The sequence below is a fragment of the Qipengyuania psychrotolerans genome, from assembly GCF_019711355.1.
Classification (GTDB): Bacteria; Pseudomonadota; Alphaproteobacteria; order Sphingomonadales; family Sphingomonadaceae; genus Qipengyuania; species Qipengyuania psychrotolerans.
In genome coordinates this window covers 113,789-138,451 of the sequence record NZ_CP081297.1, presented here as the reverse complement: position 1 = coordinate 138,451, position 24,663 = coordinate 113,789, and the positions used below count along the sequence as shown (strand labels likewise).

24 protein-coding genes are annotated in these 24,663 nt (G+C 59.1%); 20 read left to right on the top strand and 4 right to left on the bottom strand.

The window, feature by feature from the left end; translation table 11 throughout:
- Positions 1-309: 309 nt before the first annotated feature.
- Positions 310-1,116 (bottom strand): DUF2569 domain-containing protein, encoded by an 807-nt coding sequence (locus tag K3166_RS00715; RefSeq protein ID WP_221422808.1) that lies wholly within the window; start codon positions 1,114-1,116, stop codon positions 310-312.
- Positions 1,117-1,519: 403 nt separating this feature from the next.
- Between K3166_RS00715 and K3166_RS00710 the strand changes: the two genes are divergently transcribed.
- The 14 genes from K3166_RS00710 (at position 1,520) to K3166_RS00645 (ending at position 13,655) form a co-directional block, all read left to right on the top strand.
- Positions 1,520-1,681 carry a Flp family type IVb pilin gene (locus tag K3166_RS00710; protein WP_221422807.1) on the top strand — a complete coding sequence of 54 codons (162 nt, stop codon included), beginning with the start codon at positions 1,520-1,522 and terminating at the stop codon, positions 1,679-1,681.
- A 66-nt stretch (positions 1,682-1,747) separates the two neighbouring features.
- The gene (gene cpaB / locus K3166_RS00705; RefSeq protein ID WP_221422806.1) at positions 1,748-2,677 is read left to right on the top strand and encodes a Flp pilus assembly protein CpaB; all 930 of its coding nucleotides are present in this window, start codon (positions 1,748-1,750) and stop codon (positions 2,675-2,677) included.
- Positions 2,667-4,148, top strand: coding sequence for a type II and III secretion system protein family protein (locus tag K3166_RS00700; RefSeq protein WP_247714672.1), 1,482 nt, complete (start codon positions 2,667-2,669; stop codon positions 4,146-4,148). The genes cpaB and K3166_RS00700 overlap by 11 nt, the downstream gene beginning before the upstream one ends.
- Positions 4,132-4,413 carry a hypothetical protein gene (locus K3166_RS00695; RefSeq protein ID WP_221422805.1) on the top strand — a complete coding sequence of 94 codons (282 nt, stop codon included), beginning with the start codon at positions 4,132-4,134 and terminating at the stop codon, positions 4,411-4,413. Before K3166_RS00700 ends, K3166_RS00695 begins: the two co-directional genes overlap by 17 nt.
- Positions 4,414-4,427: 14 nt before the next feature.
- Positions 4,428-6,095: a pilus assembly protein TadG-related protein gene (locus tag K3166_RS00690; RefSeq protein ID WP_221422804.1), complete on the top strand. Its 1,668-nt coding sequence runs from the start codon at positions 4,428-4,430 to the stop codon at positions 6,093-6,095.
- On the top strand, positions 6,092-6,586 hold the full coding sequence (locus K3166_RS00685) for a TadE/TadG family type IV pilus assembly protein (RefSeq protein ID WP_221422803.1): 495 nt from the start codon (positions 6,092-6,094) through the stop codon (positions 6,584-6,586). The genes K3166_RS00690 and K3166_RS00685 overlap by 4 nt, the downstream gene beginning before the upstream one ends.
- The gene (locus tag K3166_RS00680; RefSeq protein ID WP_247714671.1) at positions 6,583-7,173 is read left to right on the top strand and encodes a TadE/TadG family type IV pilus assembly protein; all 591 of its coding nucleotides are present in this window, start codon (positions 6,583-6,585) and stop codon (positions 7,171-7,173) included. Before K3166_RS00685 ends, K3166_RS00680 begins: the two co-directional genes overlap by 4 nt.
- A 7-nt stretch (positions 7,174-7,180) precedes the next feature.
- Positions 7,181-8,356 carry a CpaE/TadZ family protein gene (locus K3166_RS00675; RefSeq protein ID WP_221422802.1) on the top strand — a complete coding sequence of 392 codons (1,176 nt, stop codon included), beginning with the start codon at positions 7,181-7,183 and terminating at the stop codon, positions 8,354-8,356.
- A 1-nt stretch (position 8,357) separates the two neighbouring features.
- A complete protein-coding gene (locus K3166_RS00670; protein ID WP_221422801.1) occupies positions 8,358-9,749 on the top strand; it encodes a TadA family conjugal transfer-associated ATPase in 1,392 nt (463 codons plus the stop codon).
- Positions 9,749-10,750 carry a type II secretion system F family protein gene (locus K3166_RS00665; RefSeq protein WP_221422800.1) on the top strand — a complete coding sequence of 334 codons (1,002 nt, stop codon included), beginning with the start codon at positions 9,749-9,751 and terminating at the stop codon, positions 10,748-10,750. Before K3166_RS00670 ends, K3166_RS00665 begins: the two co-directional genes overlap by 1 nt.
- Before the next feature lies 1 nt (position 10,751).
- Positions 10,752-11,726 carry a type II secretion system F family protein gene (locus K3166_RS00660; RefSeq protein ID WP_221422799.1) on the top strand — a complete coding sequence of 325 codons (975 nt, stop codon included), beginning with the start codon at positions 10,752-10,754 and terminating at the stop codon, positions 11,724-11,726.
- A gap of 1 nt (position 11,727) precedes the next feature.
- Entirely contained in the window at positions 11,728-12,558 is an 831-nt protein-coding gene (locus tag K3166_RS00655; RefSeq protein WP_221422798.1) for a tetratricopeptide repeat protein, read from the top strand.
- Positions 12,559-12,567: 9 nt separating this feature from the next.
- The gene (locus tag K3166_RS00650) at positions 12,568-13,029 is read left to right on the top strand and encodes an A24 family peptidase (RefSeq protein ID WP_221422797.1); all 462 of its coding nucleotides are present in this window, start codon (positions 12,568-12,570) and stop codon (positions 13,027-13,029) included.
- 104 nt (positions 13,030-13,133) lie between these two features.
- Positions 13,134-13,655, top strand: coding sequence for a hypothetical protein (locus K3166_RS00645; RefSeq protein ID WP_221422796.1), 522 nt, complete (start codon positions 13,134-13,136; stop codon positions 13,653-13,655).
- 10 nt (positions 13,656-13,665) lie between these two features.
- Here K3166_RS00645 and K3166_RS00640 read toward each other — a convergent pair whose 3' ends face one another.
- Positions 13,666-14,352 (bottom strand): helix-turn-helix domain-containing protein, encoded by a 687-nt coding sequence (locus K3166_RS00640; RefSeq protein ID WP_221422795.1) that lies wholly within the window; start codon positions 14,350-14,352, stop codon positions 13,666-13,668.
- Positions 14,353-14,522: 170 nt separating this feature from the next.
- On the opposite strand from K3166_RS00640, the gene K3166_RS00635 reads away from it, so the two are divergent.
- From K3166_RS00635 to K3166_RS00620, 4 genes are all read left to right on the top strand, one after another.
- Positions 14,523-15,938, top strand: coding sequence for an MATE family efflux transporter (locus K3166_RS00635; RefSeq protein ID WP_247714670.1), 1,416 nt, complete (start codon positions 14,523-14,525; stop codon positions 15,936-15,938).
- Positions 15,939-16,087: 149 nt separating this feature from the next.
- Positions 16,088-16,375 (top strand): co-chaperone GroES, encoded by a 288-nt coding sequence (gene groES, locus K3166_RS00630; protein WP_221422794.1) that lies wholly within the window; start codon positions 16,088-16,090, stop codon positions 16,373-16,375.
- A gap of 53 nt (positions 16,376-16,428) precedes the next feature.
- The gene (gene groL / locus K3166_RS00625; RefSeq protein ID WP_221422793.1) at positions 16,429-18,078 is read left to right on the top strand and encodes a chaperonin GroEL; all 1,650 of its coding nucleotides are present in this window, start codon (positions 16,429-16,431) and stop codon (positions 18,076-18,078) included.
- A gap of 118 nt (positions 18,079-18,196) precedes the next feature.
- Complete coding sequence (locus K3166_RS00620; RefSeq protein ID WP_221422792.1) at positions 18,197-20,056, top strand: DUF885 domain-containing protein; 1,860 nt, start codon at positions 18,197-18,199, stop codon at positions 20,054-20,056.
- Between the two features lie 61 nt (positions 20,057-20,117).
- Here K3166_RS00620 and K3166_RS00615 read toward each other — a convergent pair whose 3' ends face one another.
- Positions 20,118-22,319: a DUF305 domain-containing protein gene (locus K3166_RS00615; protein ID WP_221422791.1), complete on the bottom strand. Its 2,202-nt coding sequence runs from the start codon at positions 22,317-22,319 to the stop codon at positions 20,118-20,120.
- 214 nt (positions 22,320-22,533) lie between these two features.
- Here K3166_RS00615 and K3166_RS00610 point away from each other — a divergent pair, with 214 nt between their 5' ends.
- Together K3166_RS00610 and K3166_RS00605 are read left to right on the top strand one after the other, a co-directional pair.
- Positions 22,534-22,941 (top strand): baeRF12 domain-containing protein, encoded by a 408-nt coding sequence (locus K3166_RS00610; RefSeq protein WP_221422790.1) that lies wholly within the window; start codon positions 22,534-22,536, stop codon positions 22,939-22,941.
- A gap of 132 nt (positions 22,942-23,073) precedes the next feature.
- Positions 23,074-24,090, top strand: a complete 1,017-nt coding sequence (locus K3166_RS00605) for a serine hydrolase (protein ID WP_247714669.1) — start codon at positions 23,074-23,076, stop codon at positions 24,088-24,090.
- 129 nt (positions 24,091-24,219) lie between these two features.
- Here the strand turns inward: K3166_RS00605 and K3166_RS00600 are convergent, their stop codons facing one another.
- A complete protein-coding gene (locus K3166_RS00600) occupies positions 24,220-24,471 on the bottom strand; it encodes a hypothetical protein (RefSeq protein ID WP_221422788.1) in 252 nt (83 codons plus the stop codon).
- Positions 24,472-24,663 lie beyond the last annotated feature (192 nt).

Below are 24,663 nucleotides of genomic sequence, written 5' to 3'. Positions count from 1 at the left end.
CGAGCCAGAAATCCTACGGGAATCCACCCCCCGGAGATTTTCAAGCGAGAACCGGGCAGATGCCCGTCCAGCAATTTCGCGGCCCGACTTTTTGCCGTCTTCCTTCGCCGAATCGAGGCGAGGTGGAGACGAGTCGTTGCATTACGTGAAACAGTTTGCGGGCAATCTTTCAATGTTGTTAACTACTTGCGCCGTTGCGCATAGGGGCGTGTTTAGGGCCCAAAAGGCTCCAAATCGCCATTAACCTACTGATTTTCCGATAAACTATGGAATGTCCGGTTTTGGGACGTAACTAAAGGTAAATCGCGATCAGTTGGCAGTTGCCGCGACCCGGTGACGGAAAGTAACGTTCACACGGTCCGAAAGCATAAGATACGGTAACCATAGTATTGCGCTCAGGCCGACCGTTTCGATGTTTCCGGTCAGCACTACTGCCAATGGCCCGGCGACTTGTGCAGGAAGGCCCACATCGGACACGGCATTGGCGATCGCGACCTGGGAAATGACATCGACTGCCCAGACATAGATCAGCATGCGCGGAAATAGCGGCACGGCCTTCAGCGCCATGATGAAGCAGACCATGTAGAAGAAGTTCACCGCCGCCAGCTGGATGCTCATCGCCACAAACAGGGTGTAGCCCCAGTCGGGCGCGTTCATGTTGAGTGCGGGCACGGTGAAGACGAACTGGGCGGTACGCACCGCGACACCAACCAGCATTCCAACCATCAACGAGGTCACGAACCCCACCGGCCCATACAGGTGATGCGACTCGGCTTCTGCGCGGCCGATGGCGCGCCACCTCCCTGCCCATGCAAATCGGTAACCTGGCTGGTCGCGCAAATTCAGGAAAGCGGCGTGGCCGATCAGGATGCCAAAAATGGGGGCCAGAACCACCGCTATATAAGGAAGGGCAAGCTGGGCCACATCCTGCACACTGGAAAGGGGGACCGGGGATGCTGCGATTTTCAGGGACAGGATGGGCAGGATGATCACCAGCCACAGCGCAGCGAGCAATCTGAGATGATTGCCCAGCCACGATGTCAGCGCCACGCTCCTGTCGAAGATCCGGCGCGTCCGGGCGGTAACCCATTGTGCAACAGGGACAGTTCGAATCATTACCTTGCCGATTCGGTCAGGTAATTGTCGGATTTATACAAATATCGCGGCGAATCAGTGAGTTTCATTGCTCTGGCTATGGCAAGAATGTCGCAAATCGCCCATCCGTTAACTATCGATCTTTACTTTTGTTTAAAATAATATACTGAAAACCCTAGAAACAATCTTGGCGTTGCAGCAAAGTTGACCGCAGGCAGCGTTTAAGGGAACTTAATGGTGCTCCGAGAGAGCCAGCGTGTAACGAACTGGTGCAAGCCGGTTAATGAAAAAAACAGGTCGCGCCGGTTCAAACATGTTGCCCCCTCTCGGGCGGACCAATCCGGAAATAGATGCCGGTGGTCCTCTTTTGTAGATCGACAGATCGTCTCTCCTGGCGTCTGTCTTCAAGACTTGGGGTAATACTATGTTTAAAGCTTTTCTTCGTGACGAATCCGGTGCTTCGGCTGCTGAATACGCTCTGATCCTTGCTGTTGTCGGCGTCGGCATTGTTGTCGCTGCTGGCGCACTTGGCACCGCAATCGGCGGCGCGATGGACCAGGCAACCACCGACATCAACTCGGTCTAAGTGACTTGTTAAGGCCCCGGTGATCTACTCACCGGGGCTTTTTCATTCTTGAAGGGGGGTTAAGTGATGCAAGGCAGGAATCTGCTAATCATCGGCGCGGCCGTATTTCTCGGCCTGATCGCTGTCTATCTGGCCAATTCCTATTTTTCCGGACTGGAAGAACAACAGGAACAGGTGGCGCAGGAACAGCAACTCGCCCGCATCGTAGTGGCGGCCCAGCCCGTCGCTTTCGGTCAACCCCTGACCAGTACCAATATTCGCCTGGTGAACTGGCCTTCGGACTCAGTTCCGCAAGGTGCCTTCACCTCGCTCGATACAGCCATGATGGGCGGCCGCGTTGCGCTGCGCCCCATCGTCCCGGGCGAGCCCGTTCTCGCCTCCAAGGTCAGCGGCAATGATGGCCGCGCGACCCTGGCATCCATTCTTCCAGAAGACATGCGCGCCGTGTCGATCCCGATCAACGATGTCGCCGGTGTCGGCGGCTTTGTCCGTCCGGGCGACGTGGTCGACGTGATCCTCACCCGCCAGATCCCCGGCGAAGGCGCCCAGCAGTCCGACAAGATGACGACCGTAGCGCTCGAAAACGTCCTCGTGCTCGGCGTCGACCAGGTGGCCGATGAAAACAATACCGAGCCGGTCGTTTCCAAGACCGCCACCCTCCAGACAGATATCTACGGCGCACAGAAACTGGCCCTCGCCCGCGAAATCGGCGTGCTCAGCCTAGCGCTGCGCAATGTCGAAAACCAGGAAGTTGGTGCTACGGAAACCGTAGTTGCTAACGATTTGGGAGGGGGAGGACGCTATGTCTATCGCCGCACGGGTGGTGCGGCCCCCGCTCCGGCAATGGCGGCTCCGTCCTATTCACCTCCGGCGCGCGGCAGTAACACTGCGCCGCGTCAGGCAAGTGCCCCGGCCCGTCCGCGCGGACCCACCATGAGCGTGGTGCGCGGCACCGAGGCAGAAACCTATTCCGTGGAGACGCTTCGTGGGAATTAAGCAAGCAGCCCTTTCGGCACTCGCCCTGACCACTGCGCTTTCCGCAGTGGCCCTTCCGCAAACCGCCATGGCGCAGGCATCCTATGGCGGCGGCTCGATGCACGCGGGCACGGTAGAAATCCCCGTCAACAAGAGCCAGGTCGTCACCGCGGACGTTCCCATCGACCGCGCAATGATCGGCAACGAGGAGATTGCAGACATTCTCCCGGTGTCGGATCGTTCGGTCTATGTGCTGGGCAAGCAAATCGGCACCACGTCACTGACACTGTATGACCGGTCAAACCAGGTGATCGCGGTGATGGACATTGCGATAGGCCCGGACGTACTCAGCCTGCGCGAACAGATGTCCGACCTGATGCCCGGCGAGATGGTCGATGCCCGCATGTCAGCCGATGCGATCGTGCTTTCGGGTACCGTCAGCGATGCCGGCGTGGCCGACCGCGCGGTGCAGCTGGCCACGGCCTACGCCGGCACCGGCAATGTCGTGAACCTCATGACGCTCGGCGGAAGCCAGCAGGTCATGCTGGAAGTGCGCTTTGCGGAAGTGTCGCGCACAATCGGCAAGGAGCTCGGCGTCCGCTCTTTCTTCAACAGCACAGGCGGCCGCTTCAACGGCGTCACCGGACCGGGCTCCGGATTGAGACCGGGTGAAGCTCCGACCGGAATTTTCGGTAACGGCGTTCTCGAAGTGGACGAGATCACGGGATCGTTCGGGGTCGTAACACGCGCGTTCACCGACCTGCTTGGCCTCGACGTAGACGTTGCCATCGACGCACTTGAAGACAAGGGCCTTGCCAAAACCCTCGCAGAACCGACGCTGGTCGCACTCTCCGGTCAGCGCGCATCTTTCCTGGCGGGCGGTGAATTCCCGATCCCCGTCGTGCAGAACGGCGGCGGCGGAAACGGTGACGCCCAATCGGCGATCACGGTCGAATTCAAGTCGTTCGGCGTGAGCCTCGGCTTCACTCCAACCGTTTTGTCGAACCGGGTAATCAATCTGGTCGTCGAGCCGGAAGTCAGCTCCATCGACGAGAATGCGTCGATCCAGCTCAACGGAATTCGCATTCCGGGCCTCCAGACACGCAGGGCCAGTACGGTTCTGGAACTGCGCGATGGTGAAAGCTTCGCAATCGCAGGCCTCCTGCAGCGCGATTTCCAGACCACGGTCAGCCAGATTCCGTTGCTCGGGTCCCTCCCGATCATCGGATCGCTCTTCCGGTCGACCAGCTTCCAGAAGGGCGAGACCGAACTGCTTATCATCGTGACGCCGCGCCTGGTAGCGCCAATCCGTCCGGAACAGGTTCAATTGCCTACCGATCGGGTCAGGGATCCGATCCAAGCAGACGTCCTGCTCAACGGAAATGCACACCGTACACGGGAGCTGCCTCCGATTGCAGGCGATACGCCGGCGAACACGCAGCAGGGTACCGAAACCACAGCGCAGGAGACTGCAGATGACTATGAACTCTAAGCATCTCCGCACAGCGATACTCGCAGGAACCTGTCTGGCGACTGCCGCCTGCGCCACAGGCAGCGGCACCGATTTCATGGCAGACGAGAGCTGGGGCGAAGCCAATCGCCGCACCATGGCCGCCCAGGTGATCGATCCTAATCCGGTTTACGATACGGCTATCCCCCCGACCAGCGCGCAGAACGCTGTGACGGCGATCGAGCGTTATCGCGACGATAAAGTCGAACAACCCGAGCGAATTTCCACGACGGAAGAGCCCGACTGAACGGACATGAACCAATGGTCAGCATCAAACTCGGCATAAACCGGTTCTTCAGGGACCAAAGCGGCGCAGTCGCCGCGACGTACGCGCTGGCCCTTACTCCTTTGATCGCCGCCGCGGGGCTTGGGCTGGACTATGCCCGCATGGCCGGAATGGATTCCGAACTACAGAATGCTGCGGACCAGGCGGCCCTTGCCGCCGCGACCCAGCTCGACGGAAAAGCTGGCGCCTGCGCACGGGCGGGTAATGCAGCTATCGGATTGGTGCAGAATGACACGCTGATCGCGGATGGCGACAATGCAATTTCCATCGGCACGGCGACTGCAATTACTGCTAACCAGTGCGGTGTTTTCCCAGGCATTCGGTTCTTCTCGGAATATTCCGACAGGAGCACTTTCACGCTCGCCACCGGGGATAGCGACGCCAATTACGTCGAGGTGACCGTAGACAATCGCGAAGTGGTATTTTCGCTTGTTGCCGTGACCGGTGTACAGAATGCGGACGGTATCGCTCTCGCAGTTGCAGGTCTTGGCTCTGCCATCTGCAAAGTGCCGCCGGTCATGATGTGTAACCCGAACGAATCCAGCGACCCCGACTTCACCGTTGCCAATTACGTCGGCAAGGGCATCAGGCTCGTGGCGAATGTGAACGGTCAGAACGGTGCGGGCGAGGATCCGGACGAACCCACAGGCAGTTACGGTCCTGGCGTATTCGGATACTTGGAAACCGGCGCAGGCAACGGCGCCGTCGCCACCGCGCAGACCTTGGGCCGCTCCACGATACCGGGGGATTGTGTTTCCATCGACGGTGCAGACGTCAAGCCAGGCCAGCAGGTCAGCGTGCTGGACGCTTTGAATGTTCGTTTCGGCATCTATGCAAACGGCCTGAACAACGTGTGCAATGCCGACAACGGTCTGTGCCCGCCTTCCGCCAACAGCCGCATCGACCTCGTACGTGAAGTGGCACCCGGGGGTAGCGGCGGTTCGTGCGCGATCGGTCCCGGCGGCTGGGAGGTTGGACCACGACCTTACCGCGCAGCGGATGCAGTCAATAATATCGACCCGAGCTCCACGCAGCCCATGGGCTATCCACGTGACAAATGTCACGCGACCAGCCTCGCGGGGAGTTGCTCCGGCAATGGCAACGCTCGGATCGGCGACGGCAATTGGGATCGCAATGCATATTACGTGACCAACGGCCTCGGCACCATGCCGACGACCTGGTCATCTTATGGTTATACTGAACTGGCGGGGCGTACCTCGCCTACCCGGTATCAGCAGTACCGCTACGAATATGACAACCGGACGACGATGCTGACCCGAAAAACATTTCAGCACACGCGCACGTCCCCCCCAATTAAGACCGTCGATTACGAACAGCAGGGTTCTCCCTTGTGCGAGGGTCCCGGGGTAGCACCGGCAAGCACGCCAGACCGCCGCGTGCTCAGCATCGCGGTGATCAATTGCACCGCCGAAAATGTCGGATCCAATACGACGGACGCGGACATCGAGAAATTCGTCGACGTGTTCTTGGTTGAGCCGACTGCGCGCCGCGTGGCTCCCGATGGCACGAGATACACCAACAATTCAGACGTTTATGTCGAAGTCATCGGCTCGACGACGGTGGGTGGTGGTGGCTCCGCAGGGCAGGAGGTCCGCAAGGACGTCCCGTATCTGATCGAATGACGAAATTGCGCGCCTTTATTATCCGTAATGACGGGGCTGCAGCGGCCGAAATGGCCTTGGTGCTTCCGCTTCTCATGTTGCTGATGTTTGGCGGCTTCGAGGCTGCCCACTATTTCTATACGGAACAGAAGGTCATTCAGGCGGTGCGCGAGGGTGCGCGTTATGCCGGGAGACGACCTTTCGCGGATTTCCCTTGCGGCGGCACAGCCTCTGCTGGAGCGGTCACTGCAGTAAAATCAGTCACCCGGACGGGCACCTTGCAGGGCACTACCCCGCGCATCTCCAATTGGGACGAGACTCTCATTACGGTGACCCACACCTGCAATGCCAGCTTCGCGAATGCCGGTATTTTCAAGGGCAACTCCGCTGGCGCGCCGGTCGTGACGGTGAGCGCTGCGGCAGACTATCCGTCGCTCTTCGGGACGCTGGGTCTCATCGACGGGACCTACCAGGTGCGATCGACAGCCCAAGCTGTGGTGAATGGAATATGATGTCCAACCCTGCCTCTCTCGCTCGCTTTTTGCGCGATGATCGCGGAGCCAGTGCGGCCGAGTTCGCATTGGTCCTTCCGATCATGCTGCTCTTTCTCATCGGGATTCTCGACGTCGGGTTCTACGCGTGGCAGATCAATCGCGGTGAAAAGGCCGTCCAGATCGGCGCTCGGTGGGCGGTCGCGACAGACCTGGTTCCGACAACGCTAAGAACGTACAGTTTCGCCACTGACGGCGGAATCGAACAGGGCACTATCGTGCCGCAAAGCTCCTTCCCGAAAGTCACATGCGATTCAAATGGCTGTTCGCAGTGGGGATACGACGGCGCAGCGTTCAGCGCCATCGTCACCAGGATGCAGGATATCAAATCCGAAATCGAGCCTGCAGACGTTAGCATCGAATATGAGTGGTCCGGCCTTGGCTATGCCGGAGACCCCAATGGTCCCGATGTCGCCCCAATCGTGACTGTCAGGCTTGTCAACATGACCTACGAGCCCCTGACGAGCCTCATATTCGGTACGGTAAATTTGCCGAACTTCACTTATTCACTGACTGCCGAAGATGGCGTCGGATCTTTTGCGAACTGAGGGCCTGATGACCGATTTCTCAGACATCTATGAAACGGACAATGGTATGACCCTTCCCGACGGCGTGCACGTGTTCGCGCGTGATGCGGCACTGGGCAATGTGACAATCCTTGAAGACACGGTTGTAATGCACCGCATCGAGCCGACAGATGCCCTGCCCGAAACGGCTGTCAGACAAGCTTCAATCGCCGTGGTGGAAATCGATTCTGCAAACCCGGCGTCGCTAGCTCGGTTGGAAATGCTACGCTCGATGCGGCCTGATATGCCGGTAATCGCGGGCCTGGCGGCAGCCCCCGTTTCCATGGTCCGCTCGCTCCTTCGCAAAGGTGTGAGCGATGTCCTGGAACTGCCCTTTTCGAGCGAAGAGCTGGTTGCGGCGATTATTGACGTCGCGCGTTCATCAGCACCTGCTCCGTCACCTGTAAAACTTGCGCCGGTTGTCGCCGTGCTTGGGACTGCCGGAGGAACCGGTGCGACAACTGTCGCGACCCAGCTTGCGCCACTGCTCAGTGCTCATATGGAGCAAGGCGGGCGAACAGCGCTCATGGACCTATCCCTGCAAAGCGGTGATGCGGCAGCCTACCTCGACGTGCGCCCCCGGACGGCCATAAACCACCTGTTCGATGCGATCGGACGTATCGATGATGACATGATCCGCTCTGTCGCCATCCAATGCGAAGGCGATGTCGATCTGCTGGCTGCGCCGGAGGATATCGAACCGATTGAAAGCGTACCTGCGGAAACGATCAATCGGATCATCACTGAAACCCGCAAGCGTTACAGCTGTGTAGTACTCGACATGCCGTCCACACTTACGAACTGGGCGATGCCGATCCTGCTTTCCGCTGATGTCGTGGTTCTGGTCGGAGTTGGCCGGATTTCCGCATTGCGGCATGTGAAACGCAAGCTCTCGCTGCTCCAGATGCTGGGACGCGATCGCAATTCAATCTCTATTGTCCTGAACAAGACTGAAGGCGGCCTCTTCAAGCGGTCAGACGTTTCGCAGATGGAAGAAGTCCTGAATCACGAGGTTGAACAGATCCTCGACAGCGATCCAGCCTTGATCGATGAAGCTCAGTTGCAGGGCCGCCACGTATCGAGTTTGCAGAAGAGATCACGCCTCGCCAAGCAGTTTGCCGAACTGGCTAGCAGCGTTTCGCAAAAGATCGAGAAGGACGTCTGACATGTGGAAAATCAAGGTCGACGAACCCGCTCATCATAACACTGGATCTGAAAACGCCATCGATGCGATTTCGGCCGAGGAAGAAGAGCGCATACTTTTCGGGCGCAAGGATGAACGCACCGAAAAAATGCTCGCTCTCAAGCTTGCGATCCATCGCCGCCTGCTCGATCGCCTCAATCTTGCGATGCTTGATCAAGCTCCAGTCGAGCAGATCAAATCACAGATCTCTGCCATGCTTCCGGAACTGCTTGCCGATTTCGATGAACCGCTCAACCGCGAAGAGCGGGAGAAACTGGTTCAGGAACTCGTCGATGAATTGCTCGGGCTCGGACCGTTGGAGCCCCTCCTCGCGGACGATACGATCACCGATATTCTCGTAAACGGTCCGGACACGGTCTTCGTTGAGAAGCGCGGTATGCTGGAGCGTGTACCGACGCGTTTCCAGGACGAAAAACACCTGATGCGCGTGATCCAGAAGATCGTTAGCGCCGTTGGCCGCCGCGTTGATGAAAGCTCTCCTTTCGTGGATGCGCGCCTGGCCGACGGCTCGCGCGTAAACGCAATCGTGGCTCCGCTTGCGATTGACGGCTCACTCGTTTCGATCCGTAAGTTCGCCAAGAAGCCCATTAGCGTAGCCAAGATGATCGAGTTGGGCAGCGTGCCAGAGCAGATGGCCCCGGTCCTGGAAGCTATTGTTCGCTCCCGGCGAAACGTGCTGATCTCTGGTGGTACGGGCTCGGGTAAAACGACCCTGCTGAATGCCATGTCGTCCTACATCGACGAAGGCGAACGCATCGTCACGATCGAGGATTCCGCTGAACTTCAGCTCCAGCAGGATCACGTTGCGAGGCTCGAGACTCGCCCTCCGAACATTGAGGGTAAAGGTGAGGTAACGCAGCGCGACCTTGTGAAGAACGCCCTGCGTATGCGGCCAGACCGCATCATTGTCGGCGAAGTTCGTGCCGGTGAAGCATTCGATATGCTGCAAGCCATGAATACCGGCCATGACGGTTCAATGACCACTGTGCATGCCAATACCGCGCGTGATGCTCTCAGCCGTGTCGAACAAATGATCGGCATGAGCGGGATCGATATCACGTCGAAATCATCCCGCGCCCAGATTGCGGCAGCGATCAATGTGGTCGTGCAGGTCGGCCGGCTTTCTGACGGCCGCCGCAAGATCAAGAGCCTGTCCGAACTGACCGGCATGGAAGGCGAAACGGTTACGATGCAGGAAATCTTCCGCTACAAAATGACTGGCCGTGCGGACGATGGAGCAGTGCAGGGGCATTTTGAAGCCACCGGCATTCGACCGAAATTCCTCGATGAAGCGGAGGCCCATGGCATCAGCCTGCCCGCAGAATTGTTCCGTCCAGACGTGAAGCTGGGCTGATGACCACCGAGATCATCCGGATCGGTTTCTTGCTGGCGATCTTTGCAGCTGCCTTCCTGCTGTTTCAGACCGTCGGCCGGATCGCGGCTGCAAAACGAGCTCACATAGTAGCTACCAACCGTCGCATGTCGCTGATCCAAGGCGGAGCTTCGCGAGAAGAGCTCTACGGCGAACTGCTCAAAAACCGTCCGCGCGAACATTCCGGGATGCCTGGCTTCCTGCGCAACTTCGTGGTGACGTTCGAAGCCAGCGTCTATGCTTCGGGCATAAGCTGGAGCATTTCGCAGGTCGTGACTGCAATGGTCGTCGGCACGGCGCTTCTCTTTGTGATTGCAATCGGAATTGCTCTTGGTTCCGGATCCGACCTTGGCTTTGGCACCCTGCAATTGTGCCTCATCTTCGCTCTCGCTGCCGGTGTTATGCTGCCATATCTGGCACTACGCCGCCTTGCAGCCGGTCGGCGCAAAGCGATGGAAAAGCAGTTCCCCGTGGCGCTCGATATCTTCGTCCGCGCGCTACGTTCTGGCCACCCGGTCGCATCGGCGATCGATCTGCTCACCCAGGAAATGGAAGATCCGATCGGCTCCGAATTCGGATTGGTGAGCGACGAGATCACATACGGTGCCGATCTGAAAGATGCGCTGGAAGCAATGGCCGATCGGTGGCAACTCGAAGATATGCGAATGTTCGTCGTCTCACTCTCTGTCCAGGCGGAGACCGGCGGTAATCTCGCAGAAATCCTTGAAAATCTGTCATCTGTCATCCGTGATCGCGCATCACTCTACATGAAGGTGCGGGCGCTCAGCTCGGAAGGGCGCATGACTGGCTGGATGTTGACCTTGCTTCCTGTGCTGACTTTCGTCGGCGGGTTTCTCAGCTCGCCCAAATTTTATCTCAACGTGGCGGACGACCCCATGTTCATCGCCATCTCCATTTTTCTGCTGGTTCTCTACGTGATCGGCCTGATTTCCATCCGCAAACTGACGGACTTGAAAGTCTAGTATGATCGAACTCGCAGCATCCAGTCCGGTCATCAGATCTCTCGTTTTGATCTTCCTGTTCGCAGTCGTTGTGGGCGGGATCATAATCGTCGTGAATGGCCTGGAGGCCAGGCGCCGTGCTTCGCGTCAGATTGCGCGTTTCGAAAGCAAAGCTGTTACGCCAGGCGCCCGTGGGCTTGTCCGGGATGAGCAGCAAAGCAGATGGTCCCAGATTGCTCAAAGGATCGAGGATACCGGCCTAAATCTCTCCGACTCAAACAACCTGAAGCTTGAAAAAAGCCTCAGGATGGCAGGGTATCGAGGCAAGAGCGCAGCCCGGATATACACCCTGGTTCGGCTGACGTTGGTCTTCGTCCTGCCAGGTATCTACCTGGCAATGGTCTCCTTCAATCCCGACCCGCCTGAACCTCTGATGATATACCTGTACTGCTCAATCTTGGCGGTACTCGGCCTTTACTTCCCGAACCTTTATATTCGCGCCAAGGCGGATCGGCGGAAGACAGAGATTATCAATGGCTTCCCGGATGTGCTGGACTTGGTCCTGGTATGTGTAGAGGCCGGCTTGGGGCTTGAAGCCTCGCTTGACCGTGTGGGCCGCGAGATGCTGAACTCGCATCCGCTGATCGCGGAAATGTTGATCGAAACGGGCCTGATGACCCGTGCAGGTGCGTCGCGCGAAATGGCCTTGCGGAATCTAGCAGATCTGTCGGGCGTGGATGAAATTCGATCGTTTGCCACTTTGCTGATCCAGTCGGACAAGCTTGGCACGAGTATCTCCGACACGCTTCGCGTCTACGCCAACGAAATGCGCGAAGCGCGGCGAATGCGAGCAGAAGAGAAAGCCCACCGGATCCCGGTTTTGATATCGATTCCGCTGGTTGCCTGCATGTTGCCGACAATGATCGGGGTCTTGATACTGCCGGCCGCGATAGGATTCATTCGCGACGTAGCGCCAGGTTTGGCTGGAGGAGGATAAGATGAAGAAGGTACCTGCAACACTTGCCGCTTTGGCGGTCATGATGCCGCTTTCCGGTTGCCAGAGCTTCATCGGAGCGTTTGACTTCGGTAATCATTCACGCAGCGCGCAACCTGTTTTCGGGGAAGCGGATCTCGAAGAGGGTCGCCGCATGCTCGCCGATGGCAATATCGGCAATGCGATCCCGGCTTTCCAGCGGGCCGCGCTCAACCGCGAAACCGCCCCGCAGGCGGCGAACGGTCTTGCCGTGGCATTTGCGCGCCTTGGACGCGGTGATCTGGCAGAGCGGTATTTCAAGGCCGCTGTTACCTTGGACCCGCACGAGCCGAAATTCGCCGCCAACCTGGAGCGTTTTTACAATAGCCCGCTTGCTCAGGACATGCGCACCCTCAATGCCCAGCGCGAAGAAGCCAGCAAGGCCTTCGCGAAGTTCCAGCAATCGGAAGAGGCGATCCGGCCCGAGCCGGTGAGCGAACAGCGCGTTGTCACAAGTGGCGGACAGCAGCGCCGCATAACGCTTGAACGCGGTGCCCGTTCGCAGCGCGTCGCGCTAGGCTCGTCAACGCCAGCAACTCCGCAAACAAACTCACGTGTGACCATGGGCAAGGTAGACAAGGCGCCAACTTCCGCACCGATGCGTGTCAGGGTCGGCGGGACACAGCTGTTCACTAACCAATCAAAGCGCCCAGCAGAGTTGCACGTTCAGCAGTCGGCGAATTATCCGGTAAGGGTGCGCATCGGCAAGGATACCAAGCCTGAACGCGCAGCTTCCGCAGACTATCCAATGCGGGTAAGCTTGCGCGACCGTCCTGCGACCAAAGCTTCGGACTAAGCCCCAGTCATGCCGATAACGACGCTCACTTTTGGCGTATTGCTCGCGCTGTCTTCCATTGGCGCTGTTTCCGATATCGTGCGGCGCAAGCTGCCGAACCTGCTTTCGCTCGTGATGGCGATTGCGGGTCTGACGCTGGCATTCATGGTCGGCGGCTGGGAAGATTTGGGATGGCATGCCGCGCATGCGCTGGTTGCATTCGCAATCGGCTATCTCATGTTCATATTGGGCATCTTCGGAGCAGGAGATGGTAAATTCTATGCAGCCTCCGCAACGTTTTTCCCGCTTTCGCAAGCGCCATCTCTTGCCCTCGCGATCGTGCTGTCCGGCGGCATCCTCGCGATCTTCTGGATCATTCTGAAGCGCATGATCAAGGGCATGAAACGCCGCAAGGATGATTTCGCCAAACTGCCTTACGGAGTGGCCATTGCCGTTGGTGCAGTCGGCTTGGCATCACTCGGTGTATTATGAGCAGACTGCGTATCATAGGGGCGCAATCGCTCCCTACCAGGGCGCGACAGGGCCTTGTTCTGGCCTTCACCTTAGTAGCCATGGCGCTCACCGGATACTTTTTGGTGACAGCTGAAGTACACCGTGTTTCAAGCGAGGTGCTGCGCGTTGCGTTGAAGCCAACTCCGCTCGAGACGGTAACGGCGTTTGGCCACACCCGGCAGGCAGGCGCTGAAATCGTCGAGGGCACTCCTGCACAGGCTTTGCCGAATGATGGCGCATCCGAACAAGGCCCGATTGTTGCCATGTCGGAGCGCAGCACTTTCGCTGCGGCAAATGACAGCGGCATCATCCCACTGTCCTATTCGCTGGAACCCGCGTTCAACCCCGGGCCTGACGGTTTGCGGGTCAGCAAGCCGATCGCGCTACAGGGCGGTGACGAAACGCAGCTTGCGCTGTATCTGTTGAACGGAACCCGGATCGAGGTTGCACGAGAAGATTTGGCCTCGGCGCTGACAAGGCTTGGTGCTGCGGAAAAGGCAAAGAACTTGCCGGATCTTGAGCGAATGTCGCTCGAGCAGGTTCGGCGCGCGGGTCTTGACCTGCGTTATGATGCGATCCGTGACCGGTTGATGCTCGTCCAGTAACGAAGCAGGTTCAGTCAGCCTCGCCCCAGTCGATCCGAACATCGACGCTGCTTTCGTCCACTCCGGCAGCCTCGGCAATCATCTTGCGAGCCTGACGCACAATGTCTGCCAGCGAGCCTGGTTCACCCGTCTCCTCGACGCCGTCGCTCGGCGCGCCGTACACCAGCTCCAGTTCCGATACGCCAAGTTCCACCGCAAGGCGCTGCATCTTGGCATGGCGCGGCCTTACCTGATCGCTTTCCCATTTCCACAAGGTCGGCTTGCTCACCCCGATCACGTCTGCGAGCGCCCGCATCGGTAGGCCGCGCCGGGTGCGCAGCCTGCGGATACGTTCGCCAAGCGTTTCGCTGTCGACGCCGTGGCCTTCTTCCGAACCTTGGGCCACCGCATTCGCGGCTTCAATGTCCGCGTCGCTCAGCGGAGCCGCGAAACTGCATCCGTAAAGCAGTTCGTCAAACCACACGACCTTTGCCGCGACAGGGCCGGTGTTGGGTAAAACGACATGGAGCGGATCATCGAGCGACAGCCTGGCGGTGGTCTTGACCAGCATCCCACTGGGAGAAAGGTTGAGAATTTCAGCATCGAACGCCTTGCCGGACTGTCCTACCCCGGTTTGCAGACGCAGGACCAGCCGTTGCCCTCGCTGTCGCTGGGTGCCGTCAGATTCATCCGGTTGCCTGGGTTTCGTCCCGATCACGCGGTAATAAGCCTTTGCTTTGTTTGGGGGCGCTACAATGCAAGCGCTTCGCTTGAACGTTCATCCCGGTTGTATGCAGTGTGGCAAACCGGTGCCAGTTTGTCACCGCGTAATGCCTTGGTGTTTGCACAGCATTGGTTCGGCGTCGCTGCTAGCCTATCGGAACGCCCTTGCAAGACGCTCGATCCTTCGAGCCCACGCCTGCGGGCGGCGAAGGCTGGCGCGCGGAGTTTTTCGCGACGTTGCGGCTGAGTTGGCCGCTGGCAGCTGCGAACCTGCTCCAGATGCTGACCTATGCGGTGGATGTCATTTTCATCGCGCGGCTCGGAGATGCGCAGCTTGCCGCATCGGCTTTGGCGATTGCCCTGTTCGGACTGGTCTTGTGGGCACTGTCCGGCCTTACCGGAGCGGTCGCTCCGGTCGCATCTGCAGAGCTTGGCGAACGCGCCCCTGCCTTGCGGCCAGTTCGCCGCACCGTCCGCATGGCAATGTGGATGGCAGTGTTCGCCGGCATCGGCGGGATCGGCCTTTGCCTGCTGCTGGGTCCGCTGATGCGGGTGACGGGTCAGGATGCCGGGATCATTGGCATGGCCACTGAGTACAATACGATCCTGGTGCTGTCGCTCATCCCGATGCTGCTCAACAATGTCCTGAGGCACTTCGTGTCGACGCTGGACCGACCGATCCTGGCCACCGCGATCACGGCTGCCGGCATCTTCGTCAACGCATTGGCCAATTACGCTTTTATTTTCGGCAATTTTGGTGCGCCCGAGCTCGGCCTGCGCGGCGCGGCCGTCGCAACTATAATCACGACCTTCGTGACGCTGGCCGCCTATGTCGCCGTAATCCGCCTCGACCCCAAGCTCCACCGCTACCGGATCTTTGGCCGCTGGTGGGCACCCGACTGGCAGCGGTTCTGGCTGATCTTCCGCATCGGCTTGCCGATTGCGCTGACCATCACCGCGGAGGCGGGCATTTTCGGTGCTGCAGCGTTCCTAATGGGCAATATCGGCGCGACGCAGCTTGCGGCGCACACGGTGGCCTTGCAGATTGCGGCGCTGGCATTTCAGGTGCCATTCGGCGTAGGCCAAGCAGCTACCATAAGGGTGGGTTATTTTTACGGCGCACGCGACCCCGAAGGGGTTCGCAGAGCTGGCTGGATGTCGATCTGGGTCGGCACCGGCTTCATGGCGATCACGGCCCTTGCCATGATCCTGATCCCCAAGCTGCTAATCGCGATCTATGTCGATCCGTGGGATCCGAAGAACGCGGTCCTGGTCGGCTTTGCGCTCAAATACATCGTCATAGCTGCAGCCTTTCAGCTGTTCGACGGTTTGCAGGCAGTGGCCGCCGGGGCGCTTCGAGGCTTGCAGGACACGCGGGTCCCGATGTGGATTGCAGCCTTCGCATACTGGGTGCCCGGTATCGGCACGTCGCTGTGGCTGGGATTTTACACGCCCCTGGAAGGCGTGGGCGTCTGGCTTGGCCTTGCAGTCGGATTGTTCGTGGCAGCGATCCTCCTGACGTGGCGGTGGGCACAGCGCGAAAACCTCGGCCTGACGACGCGCCCGGCCCGCTCCGGCTAGGCTAAGGCACGGCCTGTCCGACTAGGCGGAAATTTTCTGCCGCCCGACCCGTTGACTCTGCAAGGCACCGCACCCAAATGCCCTTCGCTGGCACTCTCGACCCGGGAGTGCCAATCTAGACATTCACTCTCAGTAGAAAGGTCATCATTATGGCATTTCGTCCGTTGCACGACCGAGTCCTCGTGCGCCGCATCGAAGCAGAAGAAAAGACCGCCGGCGGGATCATCATTCCCGACAGCGCCAAGGAAAAGCCGAGCGAAGGCGAAGTCGTCTCCGTTGGTAACGGCTCCAAGGCTGAAGACGGCACCGTCACCCCGCTCGACGTCAAGGCTGGCGACCGCGTGCTGTTCGGCAAGTGGTCGGGCACCGAGGTCAAGCTGGACGGCGAAGACCTGCTGATCATGAAGGAAAGCGACATCATGGGGATCATCGGCTGAGCCGGATCTTCTAACGCTTTTTTCAACACCCAAGAATTTCAGGAGAAACACCAATGGCTGCCAAGGACGTAAAGTTCGGCCGTGACGCGCGCGAAGGCATTCTGCGCGGCGTCGACATCCTCGCCAACGCCGTAAAGGTCACGCTAGGCCCCAAGGGCCGCAATGTCGTGATCGACAAGAGCTTCGGCGCACCCCGCATCACCAAGGACGGCGTTACCGTCGCCAAGGAAATCGAACTCAAAGACAAGTACGAGAACATGGGCGCACAGATGCTGCGCGAAGTGGCCTCGAAGACCAACGATCTCGCCGGTGACGGCACCACCACGGCAACCGTGCTGGGTCAGGCCATCGTGCGCGAAGGCATGAAATCGGTCGCAGCGGGTATGAACCCAATGGACCTGAAGCGCGGCATCGACCTCGCTGTCAGCAAGGTCGTCGAAGACCTGAAGAACCGCTCCAAGGATGTTTCCGGAAGCCAGGAAATCGCCCAGGTCGGTATCATCTCAGCCAACGGCGACCGTGAAGTCGGTGAAAAGATTGCCGAAGCCATGGAGAAGGTCGGCAAAGAAGGTGTGATCACCGTCGACGAGAGCAAAGGTCTCGAATTCGAACTCGAAACCGTTGAAGGTATGCAGTTCGACCGCGGCTATCTCTCGCCCTACTTCATCACCAACCCCGACAAGATGACGGTTGAACTGGAGAATCCTTACATCCTGATCTTCGAAAAGAAGCTCAGCAATTTGCAAGCGATGCTCCCGATCCTCGAAGCAGCAGTCCAGTCGGGCCGTCCGCTTCTGATCATCGCTGAAGACATCGAAGGCGAAGCGCTAGCCACTCTCGTGGTCAACAAGCTGCGCGGCGGCCTCAAGGTTGCAGCGGTCAAGGCACCGGGTTTCGGCGATCGTCGCAAGGCCATGCTGCAGGACATCGCAATCCTGACCAAGGGCGAAATGATCAGCGAAGACCTCGGTATCAAGCTGGAAAACGTCACGCTGGGCATGCTCGGTGAAGCCAAGCGCGTCACCATCGACAAGGACAACACGACGATTGTCGATGGCGCCGGCGACGAAGCCGACATCAAGGCTCGCGTTTCGGAAATCCGCACTCAGATCGACAACACCAGCAGCGATTACGACAAGGAAAAGCTGCAGGAACGTCTCGCTAAGCTTGCTGGCGGTGTTGCCGTGATCAAGGTTGGCGGCGCATCCGAAGTCGAAGTGAAGGAACGCAAGGACCGTGTCGATGACGCGCTCCACGCAACCCGCGCTGCGGTTGAAGAAGGCATCGTCCCGGGCGGCGGTACGGCTCTGCTCTACGCCACCAAGGCTCTCGACGGCCTGAAGGGCGAGAACGACGACCAGACACGCGGTATCGACATCGTGCGTAAGGCGATCATTGCGCCAGTTCGCCAGATTGCAACCAACGCCGGACATGACGGCGCGGTCGTATCGGGCAACCTCTTGCGTGAAGGCGACGAGACGCAGGGCTTCAACGCTGCGACCGATACTTACGAAAATCTCGTGAATGCCGGTGTCATCGACCCGACCAAGGTCGTGCGCGTTGCGTTGCAGGATGCGGCCTCGGTTGCCGGTCTCCTGATCACCACCGAAGCAGCCATTTCGGAAATCCCGGAAGACAAATCGTCCGGCGGCGGCATGCCCGATATGGGCGGCATGGGCGGTATGGGCGGCATGGGCTTCTAAGCCAGCCAGCCTATCAGCTCTAAAGATCAGGCCCGGCGGAGCGATCCGCCGGGCCTTTTTGTTTGCGCACGCCATGTGAAGTCTTCAGGAATGGCCGGACAAGTTACCGGAGAGAACCATGAAAGCTGCAATCGCCCTTCTTCCGCTTCTGGCACTCAGCGCTGGGTGCACCACCTACGCAGAAGCGCCGACCGCCCCTGTCGCTCAGCCAGCCCCGATTGACCGCGAAGCCGTAACCGCGCGAATGAACGAGTGGTTCGATGCGAAGTTCGAAGAAGAGCTTGCGTTCAGCCCCATCACCCAGACTTACCTTGGTCGCCGGACGGACTACGACAAGATCGACGACATGAGCGTCGCGGCAGAAGACCGCTATCTTGATTGGCTGCGCGCCTCGACCGCAGAACTCGATGCCACTTTCGACCGCGCCAACCTGACTGACGAAGGCCAGATTTCATGGGACATCTGGCACTATAACCTGGAACGCGCGGAAGCCGGCGTTCCGTTCCGCAATCAAGACTACATCCTTCACCACTTCAACGGCACGCAGTCATTCCTGCCCTCGTTTCTTATCGGACAGCACACCGTCGAAAACGAGGCCGAGATGGAAGCCTTCGTCGCTCGCCTTGGCGGGATCGCGACCGCGCTCGACCAACTGCTCGTCAGAGCGCAGGCCAACGCCGCTGCTGGCACCCGCCCTCCGCGCTTCGGTTATGAAGGAGTGATCGAACAGTCGCGCAATCTCACAGCGGGCGTTCCATTCAGCGAAGGCGACGCATCGCCGCTGTGGGAAGCGACCTTGGCCAACACGGCAAAGCTCGTCGAGGCGGGTGAAATCACGCCAGCACGGGCGGACGAAATACAGGCCGATGCGCGTGCCAAACTCGTGAACGAAGTCGGCCCTGCCTACGCACGCATCATCAACTGGTTTGAAGCTGACCTGGCCAATACGAGTGCGGATGCCATGGGCGTGAGCGCTCTTGCCGATGGCGAGGCATTCTATGACTACCGGCTGGCCCAGATGACCGGGACCGAATTAACCGCAGACGAAATCCACCGGATTGGCCTTTCCGAAGTCGCCCGGATCCGCGGCGAAATGGTGGCGATCAAGGATCAGGTCGGGTTCGACGGCGACCTCGGCCAGTTCTTTACCTTCATGCGCGATGATGACCGCTTCTATTTCAGCGAAGATGACAAGGGCGCACAGGATTACATCGACGCGGCGGAAGAGCATCTCGCCTTCATCAACAAGCGTCTGCCCGACTTTTTCGGACGGCTTCCGCAGGCCGATCTCGTGGTGAAACGCGTGGAACCGTTCCGCGAACAACCCGGTGCAGCCCAGCACTATCGCTCGGGCACGCCCGACGGATCGCGGCCCGGCGTCTATTACGCTCACCTGTCCGACATGCGGGCCATGCCGATCCCGACGCTGGAGGTGATTGCCTATCACGAAGGCAATCCCGGCCATCACATGCAAATCTCGATCGCTCAGGAAACGCAGGGCATTCCGAAATTCCGCACACAGGGCCGCGGCGCAGGCACGACCGCCTTCACCGAAGGCTGGGCACTATATTCTGAAACGCTGGCCAAGGAGATGGGCGCTTACAAGGACCCCTTTTCCGACTTCGGCCGGCTGACGACCGAGATGTGGCGCGCCATCCGCCTGGTGGTCGACACGGGCATCCATTCCAAGGGGTGGAGCCAGGAACGCGCCGTGCAGTATTTCCTCGAGAACTCGCCGATCCCGGAAACTGCGGTTCGGTCGGAGGTGATGCGCTATTTCGTGATGCCCGGGCAGGCAACTGCCTATAAGATCGGCATGATCCGCATTCAGGAACTGCGCGCGAAAGCCGAAGCAGAACTGGGCGACGACTTCGATATTCGCGGCTTCCACGACACGGTCCTTGGCGGCGGCAGTGTGCCCCTGACTATCCTGGAAACCCGGATCGAAAACTGGATCGCAGAACAAAAATCCAACTGATGAAAAAAGGGCCCCGGCAGGACATTCTGCCGGGGCCCTGAATTTTCACTGGCCGCAAGGCTTACCCGCCTTTGCGGCTTTCCTCGACCGCCGCGATAACCTCTTCGGGCCACGTCACTTCGGTTTGCGTTTGCGGGTTGAACAAGCCGCCTTCGTACTGCGCGACTTCGGCTGCTGCGATCTCTTCGGCGGTGAGAAATTCGCTCGGCTCGAGCGCGAAAATGTCGAGCCCGCGCGCGATCTCGGTCGCGTATATGCGGCCATTGTACCAATATGCCGACCAGTATCCGCCAGTAACCAGCTGGTCCTTGTCGATCGGACCGCGGTCGAAGTACGCGATCTCGAACGGGTTCGCTGTATCCGTGAAGTCGATCACGGAAACGCCGCCCTGATACCAGGCCTGCACGAAGATATCGCGGCCCGGGACCGGGATAATCGATCCGTTATGAGCGACGCAATTTTCCTTGTCGCCCTGCGGTACGGGCAGCTTGTACATGCCGCGGAACTCAAGCTTGTCGCCGTTCAGGTCGTAGAATGCATCGGCACCCCAATTGGCGGGATCGCCTGCCTGGCAACGCGGTCGCCCGCCCCCGCCCCATTCGTCGGTGAAGAGCACCTTGGTGCCGTCATTGTTGAATGTGGCCGAATGCCAATAGGCGAATCCCTTGTCCGTAACGTCCGCGATGCGGGTCGGCTTCAGGGGGTTTGAGATGTCGAGCACGATGCCGTTGCCCGAACAGGCTCCTGCGGCGATCTTCTTGGACGGGAAAACCGTGATATCGTGGCACTGGTTCGTGTCGTTGGTTTCCTGCGTGCCCTCACCGTGATCGCCCCCGCGCCACAGACCGGCAATCTGGCCGTCTTTGGCGAACACCCGCGGGCTATCCACGATGCGTGCTGCGGCCGGATTGGCGACTGGAATTTCGATGACATCAATGCTGAACAGGGCCGTTTCATCGCCAGCGTTGGAGAAACATCCGGCCAATTCCTCGTTATCACGAACGTAGGATGTGCCGGAGTTGTAGAGCACGATGGTGTCGTCATCAGCCGTCACGATTGAATGCGTATGGCTGCCCCGGCACGTCTGGACGAGGCCAACCTGGCGCGGCCGGGTAATGTCCGAGATATCGAATATGCGCACGCCGCGAAAACGTTCGTCGCTGACGTTGCCGTTCACGCCCTGAAGGCCGCAATCGATGCGCGCGCGGCTGTCCTGCACGCTCATCACGAGCAAATCGCCGACGATCGAAACGTCGCCCTGGCCGCCGGGACACACGGTCGAGCTGAGCAAGGTCGGCACGCCATCTTCGCCAAGGCGGTAAGCATTAAAACCGTGATAGCTTCCGGCAATCAGCAGATCACCGGAGAATGCCATGTCGGTGTTGGCGAAGCTCAGCAGCGATCCGCGCTTGCCAAATTGGGGCTTTTCCTCCTCGCCGTCTTCGTCAGCCGGTTTCTTGTCTGCGCTGCCTTCGTCCTCATCCTTTTCGATGAGCGGGAGTAGTCCTGCCGGGTTCTGAGGATCGTAGAAGCCGATTGGTTTGGCCTGCGCAGCCACCAGTCGCAGGCCCGAGATGGCCTCGCCAGCATCGCGGAAACCCGCCGTCAACGTTGCGCGCGGATCTGACGAAAGACCAGCCAGGACAGCGTTCATCCGGTCAATTTCCGCCTGCTGGTCGCTCACCACTTCATTGGTGAATTCGAACATGACCGGCTCATAGGCACTGCCCGGTGCGCGGTGCAGTTCCTTGACCATGTCGAGCGCGCCCTGGTGATGGGCGATCATCAGCTGCAGGAACTGGTTGTCGAATTCCACGCTGTTCGATGCCGCCAGCGCCGCCATCTGCGCGGGGCTCGCCATGCCCTTCATCGTGTGGTGGCTTGCGTGAGCAGAATGCATCGAGTGGTCCATCGCAGCGGGCTCTTTGCGTTCCTTCAGCCATTCGCGCATGAATTTGATTTCGTCCTTCTGACCCGCTTCGATCCGGTCAGCAGTTTTCAGAATGGCATCATTGTTGGTGCGATCCTTGACCAGCTGCGCCATGGCGACAGCTTGCTGGTGGTGAACGATCATGCCCTGCATGAACGACACGTCGGCAGGCGAATAAGACGAGTCGGAAAGCGCAATCGCTTCTGTGCGGTCGATGACCCGCGGCGCTTCGCCGGGTGCACCAGGCAGAATGATCGGCACTTCCTGCGCCAGAGCAACGTGCGAAGTGGAAAGCAGCATGCCTACGGCAAGCGCGCGAAACGTCGTGGTCATAATTGTCCCCAGTGCAACCCATTTTATGGGGGAATATACGAACGACGCGGCTCCAAGCGTCAAGCATCAATCGCCTGCTCCAAGTTGTTCACCCAATCAGGATCGCACTTCGTCGAACCTTGGCTGGGACAAACACTTCGGCCGTTAATTCCCGGACCCGTAGGCGACCTCACCCGTTGGTTTCGAAACACCAACCTTTTCTGAGGAGATCCCCATGAAGCTGCCCCACAAGGCCCACGTTGCAATCGTCGATGGCGAACATTTCACCGTGATGCGGAATTCTGGCGCACCGCTCGACCCTAAGCTTGAGGGCGCCGAGAAGCCGGATCTCTCACCCAGCAATTTCAGCGCCGGCATCCGCCATCAGGACCAGGTGGGCCAGCAGCTCGGTCGCACCGATCTTGAAGAACTCGCACATGGTGCAGCGGCTGCCGAATGGCTCAACGCCAAGGCAATCGCCGGCGACATTACCGACGTGCTCGTAATCGCGGATCCAAAAACCCTCGGCGAGATGCGCAGGCATTATCATTCGGAACTGGAAAAGCGGATCGTCGGAGAAATAAACAAGACGATGACGGGCGAAAGCGTTGACCGGATCGAGAAGGTCATTGCCGCAGCATGACGGCCTAGGAACTATATACGGACTAGCCGGGCGTCCGTGCGACACATTCTGTCGCGCGGACGCTTGCGTGTTACAAGTGACAAGCGTTAAGGAAGCCCTAACCATAGACCTGATAAGAATGGTGACATGCAGATGAGGATAGTCGGAAAAGCCCTGATCGCAGCTGCCCTTGTTATGGGCGCGCCTGCGACTGTGAACGCGCAAGCCACGGATTACGCTGCGCAATTTGATAACACGCTCGGCACTGAAGTTCGCGCTCCGCGAAGCTTCGAGGCGCGGTACGAAACGCCTCTGGCAAAGCAGATTGCGATGCTTGCAGACGGTTCAAACGGCCGCATCGGAGTTTACGCGATCGACTTGTCGACCGGTCAGGAAGTCGGCGTTCTCGAAGACCAGTTTTTCCCGATGGCCAGCACCAGCAAGGTCGCGATTGCGGCAGCCTATCTTGCCGGTGTCGATGCGGGCCGCTGGAGCATGACAAGCGAGTTTCGCCTCCCCCGCCCCGGCGGAGCATATCTGTCTGCGCAGCAGCACCTCGACCTGATGATCAGCAAAAGCTGCAATGCCTGCACCGATGCGCTGCTCAACGCCGTTGGCGGCCCAAGCGCCGTGAACAAATGGATGCGCGGTGCAGGGATCGAGGATTTTCATCTCACTCGTGACATCGCAACACTTGTCCGCGAAGACGGCCGGATCGATCCGGCAACCGTCGTGGACGTGAAGGATAGCGCCACGCCGCGTGCCATGGGACAGCTGCTTGCCGGGATCTATCAAGGTCGCTGGCTCAGTGCGCAATCGCGCCAGGTACTGATGAACGCCATGGCCGAAACAACAACAGGCAAGAAGCGGATGCCGGCAGGCTTACCCCAAAGCGCAAGCCTGGCGCACAAGACCGGAACGCTTAGTCGGACTGCCAGCGATATCGGCATTTTCCATACGCCTGACGGGCGCGCGATTGCCGCTGCGATCTACGTGACAGGACAGAGCTCGTCGATGGCCTCCGAGAACGGCAACAGGAATCTCAAGCTCGAAGCAAGACGCCAGCGTGATTCCAGGATCTCGTCAATTACTGGCGCACTCTATCGCGGCTTCGGCGGCCAGGAGCAGAACCGCCGGGTCTGGACGAATGCCGACGTCGGCGGCGAATAAGCTTTTCCCTACCTTACCATACGGGTTGCCGCGCAGCTTACCGTAGGAAATTGCAAGCATAGAAAAAGGGCAGCGCCTTGCGGCACCGCCCTTCTTGTTTCGTCGGTATAACCGGCGAAGCGAGCTGAATTAGTCAGCCTGTGCTTCAGCTTCGGTTTCGCCTTCGACTTCAGCTTCGACTTCAGCAGCAGCTTCGTCAGCTTCAGCAGCAACTTCTTCACCGGTTGCTTCCATGGAGTCGCCAGCGGCTTCCATGTTGGCTTCGGTGTCAGCAGCAGCGTTTTCCATGGTAGCTTCAGCCGAATCTTCGGTAGCTTCCGAACAAGCGGCGAGCGAGAGAGCAGCGGCCGAAGCGGCGGCGACGAGTGCGATCTTACGCATAATGATAAATCCTTAAACAGCGAGTTTTGGTGCAGAAGAAGCGTCAGTCCGCCCTCCCACGCAAGTCCCGGAAACGGGCCTTACGAATCCCTAAATAATGGCGGGATTGTGGCACTGCAAGCCTTTTCGCCACATTGATGCCTTGTTTGCCCTCGAATTGCCGGATTTCCGCCATATCTTGGCCACATTTTT